General features: G+C 73.7%; 9 protein-coding genes. 2 read left to right on the top strand and 7 right to left on the bottom strand.

Annotation, left to right across the window (positions count from 1 at the left end; genetic code table 11):
* Both BI06_RS44825 and BI06_RS44820 read right to left on the bottom strand, forming a co-directional pair.
* Positions 1-272 (bottom strand): iron chelate uptake ABC transporter family permease subunit (locus tag BI06_RS44825; RefSeq protein WP_043478819.1); only part of this gene is annotated, 272 nt, incomplete at its 3' end.
* Positions 269-1,342: an iron ABC transporter permease gene (locus BI06_RS44820; RefSeq protein ID WP_051743077.1), complete on the bottom strand. Its 1,074-nt coding sequence runs from the start codon at positions 1,340-1,342 to the stop codon at positions 269-271. The genes BI06_RS44825 and BI06_RS44820, both read right to left, overlap by 4 nt.
* Before the next feature lie 179 nt (positions 1,343-1,521).
* Here BI06_RS44820 and BI06_RS44815 point away from each other — a divergent pair, with 179 nt between their 5' ends.
* Positions 1,522-2,565: an ABC transporter substrate-binding protein gene (locus tag BI06_RS44815; protein ID WP_043478813.1), complete on the top strand. Its 1,044-nt coding sequence runs from the start codon at positions 1,522-1,524 to the stop codon at positions 2,563-2,565.
* 116 nt (positions 2,566-2,681) lie between these two features.
* Here BI06_RS44815 and BI06_RS44810 read toward each other — a convergent pair whose 3' ends face one another.
* The 5 genes from BI06_RS44810 to BI06_RS44790 form a co-directional block, all read right to left on the bottom strand.
* Positions 2,682-3,254: a hypothetical protein gene (locus tag BI06_RS44810; RefSeq protein ID WP_051743076.1), complete on the bottom strand. Its 573-nt coding sequence runs from the start codon at positions 3,252-3,254 to the stop codon at positions 2,682-2,684.
* A gap of 182 nt (positions 3,255-3,436) precedes the next feature.
* Positions 3,437-4,789: a GH1 family beta-glucosidase gene (locus tag BI06_RS44805; protein WP_043478870.1), complete on the bottom strand. Its 1,353-nt coding sequence runs from the start codon at positions 4,787-4,789 to the stop codon at positions 3,437-3,439.
* A 59-nt stretch (positions 4,790-4,848) separates the two neighbouring features.
* On the bottom strand, positions 4,849-5,691 hold the full coding sequence (locus BI06_RS44800) for a carbohydrate ABC transporter permease (RefSeq protein ID WP_030396936.1): 843 nt from the start codon (positions 5,689-5,691) through the stop codon (positions 4,849-4,851).
* Positions 5,688-6,626 carry a carbohydrate ABC transporter permease gene (locus tag BI06_RS44795; protein WP_051743075.1) on the bottom strand — a complete coding sequence of 313 codons (939 nt, stop codon included), beginning with the start codon at positions 6,624-6,626 and terminating at the stop codon, positions 5,688-5,690. Before BI06_RS44795 ends, BI06_RS44800 begins: the two co-directional genes overlap by 4 nt.
* A 1-nt stretch (position 6,627) precedes the next feature.
* Complete coding sequence (locus BI06_RS44790) at positions 6,628-7,941, bottom strand: sugar ABC transporter substrate-binding protein (RefSeq protein ID WP_030396934.1); 1,314 nt, start codon at positions 7,939-7,941, stop codon at positions 6,628-6,630.
* A 126-nt stretch (positions 7,942-8,067) separates the two neighbouring features.
* Between BI06_RS44790 and BI06_RS44785 the strand changes: the two genes are divergently transcribed.
* Positions 8,068-9,375 (top strand): ROK family transcriptional regulator, encoded by a 1,308-nt coding sequence (locus tag BI06_RS44785; RefSeq protein WP_051743074.1) that lies wholly within the window; start codon positions 8,068-8,070, stop codon positions 9,373-9,375.
* The last annotated feature ends 257 nt before the right edge of the window (positions 9,376-9,632 follow it).

Genomic DNA, 9,632 nt, shown 5'->3' with positions numbered 1-9,632 from the left:
AGGGCGAGGGCGGCGCCGGTGAGGAGGGCGGTGACCACCCGGGGGAGCCGCAGTTCGTTGACGACGAAGTCGGCCGCGGGGTCGCCGCCGCCGGTGAGGGCGCTCAGCACCTCGCCGGGGGTGAGCGGGTAGTCGCCGCTGCCGAGCGTGGCCACGGCGACGGCGGCCGCGGTGAACAGGCAGGCGGTGACGGCCAGGACGGTGCGGGGGCGGTAGCGGACGGAGAGTCCGCCGGGGGTGCGCAGGGTGCGGGTGCGGGCGAGGTCGGTCATGCGCGGGCCGCCTTCGCGCGACGGACGAGGAGGAGGAAGAAGAGGCCGCCGAGCACGGAGGTCACGATGCCGACCTGGAGTTCGCCGGGGCGGCCGAGGATCCGGCCGAGCACGTCGGAGCCGAGCAGCAGCAGCGGCGCGAGCACGGCGCAGTACGGCAGCATCCACCGCAGGTCGGGGCCGGTGAGGGCGCGGACCAGGTGGGGCACGGTCAGGCCGATGAACACGATCGGTCCGCAGGCGGCGGTGGCGGCGCCGCAGAGCAGGGTGACGGTGAGCACGGCGCCGGCCCGGATCCGGGCCGGCCGGGCGCCGAGGGCGGTGGCGGACTCCTCGCCCATGGCGAGCGCGTTGAGCGGCCGGGCGAGGGCGAGTGCCAGTACCGCGCCGACCAGCACGAACGGCGCGACGGCGGCGACGGTGCCGGGCGTGGTGGCGGCCAGCGAGCCGATGGTCCAGAACCGCATCCGGTCCAGCGAGCCGGAGTCGAGCAGCATCACGGCGCTGACGTAGGAGTAGAGGGCGGCGTTCAGGGCGGCGCCGGCCAGGGCGAGCCGGGCGGGGGTGGCCCGGCGTCCGCCGCCGACCGCGTAGACGAGGGCGGAGACGACGCCGGCGCCGGCCAGGCCGAACCACACGTAGCCGGTGAAGCCGCCGACGCCGAGGAAGGCGATCGCGGTGGCGATGGCGGCGGAGGCGCCCGCGTTGATGCCGAGCAGGCCGGGGTCGGCGAGCGGGTTGCGGGTGACGGCCTGCATGACGGCGCCGGCCAGGCCGAGGGCGGTGCCGGCGAGCAGTCCGAGCAGGGTGCGCGGGACCCGCATCCGGTTGACGACCGGGTAGGCCGGGGAGGCGGGGTCGGTGAGGCCGTGCCAGACCTCGGCGAGGGAGAGCGCCTTGGCGCCGACGGCGACGCTGAGCACCGCGGCGGCGGTGAGCAGTGCGAGGGCGGCGAGCAGCCCGAGGGCGCGGGTCCGGTTGCGTCGGCGACCGGCGGGAACGGCGGGAACGGCGGGAGCGGGCGGAACGGCCGGAGCGGGCGGTCCCGGGCGGGCGGTGACGTCGTGCATGGTGGGGTGCTCCGGGGACCGGGGTGGGGACGGTGGGGACAGGGATGGCGACGGTGGGGACAGGGTGCCGACGGACGGTCGACAGCCGGTGACTATGGTTAGGCTAACCTAAGTCTCGGCCCGGGGTCCGAACCACCCCGGGACCTTCACCACTCCCACCACCGAACAAAGGCACCCCCATGCCCAACCCCGGCTTCCCGACCCCCGGGCGACCCACCCGCCGCACCCTCCTCACCGCCGCCGGCGCCGTCGGCCTCGGCGCCGCACTGGCCGCCTGCGGCAGCGGGAGCGGCACCAAGGGCGCGGACAGCGGGGGCGCCGACGGCAGGGCCTGGTCCTTCACCGACGACCGCGGCCGCGCCGTCACCGCGAAGAACACCCCGCGCCGGATCGTCGCCTTCACCGGCACCGCCGCCGCCCTGCACGACTTCGGACTCGGCGACCGGATCGTCGGCGTCTTCGGCGAGACCAGGCGCGCCGACGGCAAGGCCGACCCGGCCGCCGGGGACCTCGACATCGACAAGGTCACCATCGTCGGCAACGCCTGGGGCGAGTTCGGCATCGAGAAGTACGCGGCGCTGCGCCCCGACCTCCTGGTCACCCACATGTACGACCCGGACGCCCTCTGGTACGTCCCGGACGAGAGCAAGGACAAGATCCTCGCCCTCGCCCCCAGCGTCGCCGTCACCACCGCCCGGGTGCCGCTGCCCGAGCCGATCAAGCGCTACGCCGCACTGGCCGAGTCGCTCGGCGCCGACCTGGGCGCCAAGCGGGTCACCGAGGCCAAGGCCCGCTTCGAGACGGCCGCGGAGACCCTGCGGCAGGCCGCGAAGGCCGCCGGCGGGCTGAAGGTGATGGCCGCCTCCGGCAGTGCCGACCTCTTCTACGTCACCAATCCGGCGCTCAGCACCGACCTGATGTACTTCCGTGACCTGGGTGTCGACTTCGTCGTCCCGGACGCGCTCGACCCGCAGGGCTACTTCGAGAGCCTGAGCTGGGAGAACGCGGGCAAGTACGAGGCCGACCTGATCCTGCTCGACAACCGCAGCACCGCCCTCCAGCCCGCCGACCTCGCGGCCAAGCCCGCCTGGTCCGCGCTGCCCGCGGTCAAGGCCGGCCAGGTCGCCCCGTGGGACGCGGTGCCGAGGTTCTCCTGGCTGGGCGCGGCCCCGCTGCTGGAGAGCCTGGCCAAGGCCGTCCAGGGCGCGAAGAAGCTCGGCTGACGGGCGGACGACGAGCAGGCCGACGGGCGGGGGCGGTGCCGGAGCGGCGGGGGCGGCTGCCCGTACGTCCCGCCGCTCCGGCAGCTGTCCCGGCCGGTCGACCCGGCCCGGCCCTGCTAGGAGGGGAACGGCCAGGTCGGGCACCACGGCCAGACGATCTGGCCGGGGATCGGCGGGCCCCACGGCGGACACGGGGGGAGCGGGGTGGTGGCCGGCGCGGAGGTCCACAGGATCTTGCCGTTCAGCTCGACCGCGATCGCGCCCTCGTTGTAAATGAGGAGGGTGGCGCCCCACTTGCCGCCGGTCTGGCTGTTCCACAGCGGTGTGCTGTCGGCCGCGTAGACGACGAGGTTGCCGTCGCCCTGCATGGTCAGGACCTCACCGCGGGGCATCGCGCCCTGGGCCACCCACATCACCTTGCTGTCGCGGTACAGCACGACGTTGCCGTCGCCCTGCATGGCGAGCATGGTCCGGCCGTCGGGGGAGTACCAGGCCTGGTTGCGGCCGATCGAGGAGTTGCCCGGGATCCGGGTGGGCGTGGAGAGTGCCGCCGCGGTGAGGGCGGGGGCCTCGGCGACCGCGGGGGCGGTCGGGGCCGGGGTGGCGTGGGCGGCGCCGGTGGCGAGGGTGGCGAAGCCGATCGCGGCGACGGCCGCGAGGGCTGCGGCTCTGGTGCGGAGACTGGTCATGGCGGGGTTCGGGATCCTTCCGGACGGGTGGGGCGGACCGGTGGGCCCGCCGTTCCGACGGCGCCGCAGGTGGGTTCCTGTGCGCCGGGCGCCCAGGCTATGGCCGCCGGAACGGCGGGTGGCGGCAGATCGACCGGCAGCTTTCCGGCACCCCCGGTGCGCCCCGTGATCCCCTGGAGCCCCTACCGCCCCCGGTGCGCCGCGATCAGCCGCGCGTAGTGGTGGCCGCTGGACTTGATGGTGCGGCGCTGGGTCGGGTAGTCGACGTGGACGAGCCCGAAGCGCTTGGCGTACCCGTACGCCCACTCGAAGTTGTCGAGCAGCGACCAGGCGAAGTACCCGGCCAGCGGTGCGCCCCGGCCGACGGCGCGGGCGCAGGCGGCCAGGTGGTCGGCCAGGTAGGCGGTCCGCTCCGGGTCGTGGACGCTGCCGTCGGCGGCCACCGAGTCGGCGTACGCCGAGCCGTTCTCGGTGACGTAGATCCGCTCGGCGTCGTACTCCTCGGTGAGCCGGAGCAGCAGCTGCTCCAGACCGGGCGCGTGCACCTCCCAGGGCATCGCGGTGTGCTCCGGGTTGGGGCCGGGCAGTTGGCGGACGTACGGGGCCGGTCCGGCGGGGTCGTCGGCGACGATCTGGCGGAAGTAGTAGTTGAGGCCCAGCCAGTCGAGCGGCGCGGCGATGAGGTCGAGGTCCCCGGCCCGCTCCGGCAGTTCGACGCCGTAGACCCGTCGCATGTCCTCGGGGTAGCCCCGGCCGTGGATCGGGTCGAGCCACCAGCGGTTGACGTGGCCGTCGGCGCGCACGGCGGCGGCGAGGTCGGCCGGCGAGTCGGTGGCCGGCTCGATCGGGCTGAGGTTGTTGACGATCCCGATCCGGGCGTCCCGGACGTTCTCGCGCAGCACCTGCACGGCCAGGCCGTGGGCGAGGTGCAGGTGGTAGGAGGCGCGGACGGCGGCGGTGAGGTCGGTCAGTCCGGGGGCCATCGCGCCGTCGAGGTGGCCGATCCAGGCCGAGCAGAGCGGTTCGTTGAGCGTCGCCCAGTCGGTGACCCGGTCGCCGAGCCGGGCGGCGACGGCGGCGGTGTACTCGGCGAAGCGCTCGGCGGTGTCCCGTACGGGCCAGCCGCCGCGGTCCTGCTGGGCCTGCGGGAGGTCCCAGTGGTAGAGGGTCGGGAACGGGCGGATCCCGGCCGCCAGCAGGCCGTCCACCAGCCGGTCGTAGAAGTCCAGGCCGGCCTGGTTGACCCGGTCGTCGGCGAGCGGCACCACGCGCGGCCAGGCGATCGAGAACCGGTAGGCGCCGAGGCCGAGCCGGCCCATCAGCGCGACGTCCTCGGGCCAGCGGTGGTAGTGGTCGCAGGCGGTGTCGCCGGTGTCGCCGCCGGCCACCCGGCCGGGGGTGTGCGCGAAGGTGTCCCAGATCGACGGGGCGCGCCCGTCGGTGTCCGCCGCGCCCTCGATCTGGTAGGCGGCGGTGGCGGCGCCCCAGAGGAAGTCGTCGGGCAGGGCGTCCAGGGGGGAGCCGGGGTCGGTCATGGCGGGCCTCTCGGGGTGGTGGAGGAGGTGGCGGTGGGCGTCGGGGTGCCGGGCGCCGGTCATTTGACGGCCCCGGCGGTGAGTCCGGCGACCAGGTAGCGCTGGAGCAGCAGGAAGCCGGCCACCACCGGGACGCTGACCACCAGCGAGGCGGCCATCACCTGGTTCCAGTAGACGTCGTTGAGCGTGGCGTAGCCCTGGAGGCCGACGGCCAGGGTGCGGGTCTCCTCGTTGGTGAGCACCGAGGCGAAGAGCACCTCGCCCCAGGCCGTCATGAAGGCGTACACCGCGACCGCGACGATGCCGGGCACCGCCGCCGGGACGATGATCCGCACCAGGGCCCGGACCGGCCCGCAGCCGTCGACCAGCGCGGCCTCGTCCAGGTCGCGCGGGATGGAGTCGAAGTAGCCGACCAGCATCCAGATCGAGAACGGCAGCGAGAAGGTCAGATAGGTGAGGATCAGACCGCCGCGGCTGCCGTACAGGGCGACCCCGGTGGCGTTGCCGACGTTGACGAGGAGCAGGAACAGCGGGAGCAGGAACAGGATTCCGGGGAACATCTGGGTGGACAGCACCGTCACCGTGAAGAAGCGCCGGCCACGGAAACGGTAGCGGCTCACCGCGTACGCCGCGACGATCGCTACCAGGACCGAGCAGATCGTCGAACCCCCGGCCACTATGAGGGAGTTGACCAGGTAGCGGCCGAGCGGCACGGTGCGCCAGATGTCCGCGTAGGGGCGCAGGGTCACGGTGCTGGGGATCCAGCGGAACGGCCCCTGGACGTCCTGGAGCGGCTTCAGCGAACTGCCGAGCATCACCAGGACGGGGACGAGGGTGAAGACGGTGAGCGCGGCGAGCAGTACGCGGCGCAGCCACCGGAACGAGGCGGGCGGGTCGATCACGCGGTGGCGTCCTTCCGGCGCGAGGTGAGCAGCAGGTAGCCGGCCGTCACCACCAGCAGGAACAGCAGCAGCAGGACGGACATCGCCGAGCCGGCGCCGAAGTTCCAGGTGACGAAGGAGGACTGGTAGATGTGCACGGAGATCAGGTCGGCCGCGGCGGGGGCCGACCGGCCGAACAGCAGATAGGGGGTGTTGAAGTCGTTGAAGGTCCAGAGGAAGAGCACCAGCACCAGCACCTGGTTGACCGGCCGCAGCGAGGGCAGGGTGATCCGGCGGATCTGCTGCCAGACGCCGGCGCCGTCCAGCGCCGCCGCCTCGTAGAGGTCGCGCGGGATGTTCTGCAGCCCGGCGGTGAGGGTCAGGAAGGCGAACGGCCAGCTGCGCCAGACCGAGACGGTGACCAGCGCGACGAAGCTGTTGTCGCCGAGCAGCCAGAACGGCTTGTCGTCGACCAGGTGGAGCTGGTCGTGCAGCACGTGGTTGATCAGGCCGGTGTCCCGCTGGAACATGAACGACCAGGTGATGACCGCAGCGTAGACCGGCAGCGCGTAGGGCAGCAGGAACACCGCGCGCAGCAGGCCGCGGCCGCGGAAGGAGTCCTGCATCAGCACGGCGGCGGTGGTGCCGATCAGCCAGGAGAGGCCGACGGCGAGCACGGTGAAGGCGCAGGTGACCCAGAAGGAGTGCAGCAGGGCCCGGCCGACCGGGGCGTCGAAGTCCACCGCGGTACGGAAGTTGGCGAGTCCGGCCCAGGGGGCGGCGGTCCAGTCGCGGATGAAGAACTGGGTCAGCCGCTTGAGGCTCATCACGGCGCCGAGCACCATCGGCACCAGGTGGACGGCGAGTTCGAGCAGCAGGGCGGGGAGCAGCAGCAGATAGGGGAGGGCGGTGGTTCCTGCGCGTCGGCGCAGTCGGTCGATTCGGCCTCGGATCACGTCAGTTGGCCGGCATCTGCTGCTGGGCCCGGGTGAGTTCGGAGCGGACGCCGTCCTCGGTGACGGGCTTGCCTGCGGCGGCCGAGGCGAGCAGGTTCTTCACCGCGGTGCCGACCAGGGTCTCGAACTGGCTCTCGGCGGGGACCTGGGGCAGCGGGCGGGCGCTCTGGCCCAGGACGGCGGCCAGGGTGCCGAGTTCGGGGGTGGCGAAGGCGGCGTCGCGCTGGGCCTCGACGACCGGGGGGATGGTGCCGTAGGCCTTGTTGAGCACGGTCTGTTCCTCGGTGCCGGTCATGAAGGACACGAACTTCAGCGCCCCTTCGGTGTTCTTGGTGGCGCGGAAGACGGCGAGGTTGATCCCGGCGACCATCGAGGTGGTGGCGCGTTCGCCGCTGGCGCCGGCGGGGATCGGGACGGGGGCGACGCCGTAGTCCTCGGCGGCCATGCCGTGGGACTTGAGGTTGGCCCCGGCGGCCTGCCACAGCAGCATCGCGGCCTTGCCGGTGGCGAAGTCGGTGACGGACTGGTTGTTGGCGTACTCGGCGTTGCCCGCGGCGGCGATCCGGTCGGTGCCGAGCAGGTCGACGTACTGCTTGACCGCGGCGACGGCACCCGGGCTGTCGAAGGCGGGGCGGCCGGACGGGTCGAAGAAGTCGGCGCCGTGCTGCTTGGCGAGGGTGAAGGCGTGGTGGACGTTCTCGCTGATGTTGCCGCCCTCGACGGCGAGGCCGTAGCGGCCGCCGGTGGTGAGCTTCTTGCCGTCGGCGACCAGCTCCTCCCAGGTGGCCGGCGCCCGGTCGATCCCGGCCTCGGCGAAGAGCTTCTTGTTCCAGTACAGGCCGTAGGCCATCGAGTAGAGCGGGACGGCGGCCGGGTCCTGGCCGGCGGCGCCGGCCGAGGCGAGCGCGGCGGGCAGGAACCGCTCCTTGCCGCCGGTCTTCGCGAGGGTGGCGGCGTCGAAGGGCCGCAGGGCGCCGGTGGCCTGGAGCGAGGCGGACCAGGTGTTGCCGATGTTGAGCACGTCGGGGCCCTGGCCGGAGCCGGCGGCGGCGAGGATCCGGTTGAGCAGGTCGGACCAGGGGATGACCTCCAGTTTCACCTTGATGCCGGTCTGCTGCTCGAACTTCCGCAGCTCGGGTTCCAGCACCTGGCGGTCGTTCTCCAGGCTGGTGCCCTGGTTGGAGGCCCAGTAGGTGAGTGTGCCGGGGCTGCTGTCGCCCCCGCCTCCGGATGCGGAGCCCCCGCCGCAGGCGGTGGCGGTGAGGACGAGTGCGGTGGCCAGCACGCCGGCGGCGGCGGCGCGGACGATGGGCATGGAGGGATCCCCTCTTCGGGTGAAGTCCGATGCTGCGATACTTAATTCGAGGCGTGATTTAACGTGTGAGAAAAGCTTCCGTCAAGGGTTCGGACAGCGATAGATTCGGGGCAGGAGGGAGATCCCATGACCGCGCGAGGCAAGAAGACGGTGCGTGACCTGCGCAGAGGCAGCCGGTCCACGCTGCTGCGGCGGCTGTACTTCGACGGGCCGCTCAGCCGCCAGGAGCTCGGCTCGATCACCGGGCTGAGCGGTGGCTCGATCAGCAATGTGACCGGCGAGCTGCTCGCCGACGGCCTGATCGAGGAGTGCGGCTCGGTGGAGTCGGACGGCGGGCGGCCGCGGATCCTGCTCCGGGTCGCGGCCGGCCGGGCCCACCTGGTCGGCGTGGACGTCGGCGAGACCCAGGTCCGGGTCGCGCTGTTCGACCTGGCCAGGACCGAACTGGCGGCCAGCGACCGGCCGTTGGACGACCGGGGGCATGACGCCGGCCATGTCGCGGAGCTGATCCTGGCCGGGCTGGCCGAGGTGCTGGAGCGCACCGGGACCGATCCGGGCACGGTGCTCGGCGTGGGCGTCGGGGTGCCCGGCATCGTCGAGCAGGGGGTGGTCGGGGGAGGGGGCGTCGGCCGCGGCGCCGTCGAGCGGGGCATCGGGCCGGACCTCGGCGGCGGGGCGGGCGCCGTGGTGCACGGCCAGACCGTCGGCTGGGACGCGGTGCCGCTCGGCCGGATGCTGCGGGCCGGCACCGACCTGCCGCTGTTCGTCGACAACGGCGCCAAGACCCTCGGCCAGGCGGAGATGTGGTTCGGTGCCGGGCGCGGCGCCCGGCACGCGGTGGTCGCCCTGTTCGGCTCCGGCGTCGGCGCCTGCGTGATCGCCGACGGCGCCCGCTTCCGGGGTGCCACCAGCAGCGCGGGCGAGTGGGGGCACACCAAGGTGCACGTGGGCGGACGCCGCTGCCGGTGCGGCGCGCGCGGCTGCCTGGAGGCGTACGTCGGCGCAGAGGCGCTGGTCGCGCGGTGGGGCGCGGCGCCGCCCGGCGGCGGGGAGAAGGCCGGGCTGGCGGCCCTGCTGGCGGCCGCCGGGGCGGGCGATCCGGCCGCCGTCGCGCTGCTGGACGAGGCCGCCGAGTACCTCGGTGCGGCCATCGCCGACCTGGTGAACCTGTTCAACCCGGAGCGGATCGTGATCGGCGGCTGGGCCGGACTGCTGCTCGGCCCCCGGCTGCTGCCCGGGATCCGTGCGGCCGCCACCGAGTACGCGCTGCGCTTCCCGCGCGAGCAGACCGAGATCGTGCTGGGCACGCTCGGCCCGGCGGCGGTCACGGTGGGCGCGGCGACCCTGCCGCTCTCCGACTTCCTGGACTCCGGCGGGGAGTTCCCGCGCCGGGCGGAGGCGGACGCAGTGGGGACGGCCGGGCTGCGGGCCTAGCGACGGCCCCGGGCGGCGCCCCCGGGCGGCGGTCCTGAGCTGGGAGGATCCACTACTTCCCTTCGGCACAAGCAAGTTCACGCCGTGAGGAAAGTCGCCGTGAGGGGTTGACACCCCGGATCGACTGCCCCGAGACTCCCGGTCGGGGGCGCTCCCCGGGCCCGGACCCCGGGCCGGCGGCGCTCCGTCACGCACCAGGTGACCGCCCGCCGCGGCGGGTCCGTGCGCGCACCGGCCGAACCCCGAGCCGGCCGGTG

Source organism: Kitasatospora sp. MBT66, from assembly GCF_000710405.2.
GTDB classification, from domain to species: domain Bacteria; phylum Actinomycetota; class Actinomycetes; order Streptomycetales; family Streptomycetaceae; genus Kitasatospora; species Kitasatospora purpeofusca.
Note: the sequence above shows the minus strand (reverse complement) of the source record. Positions and strands in the feature narration are given on the sequence as shown.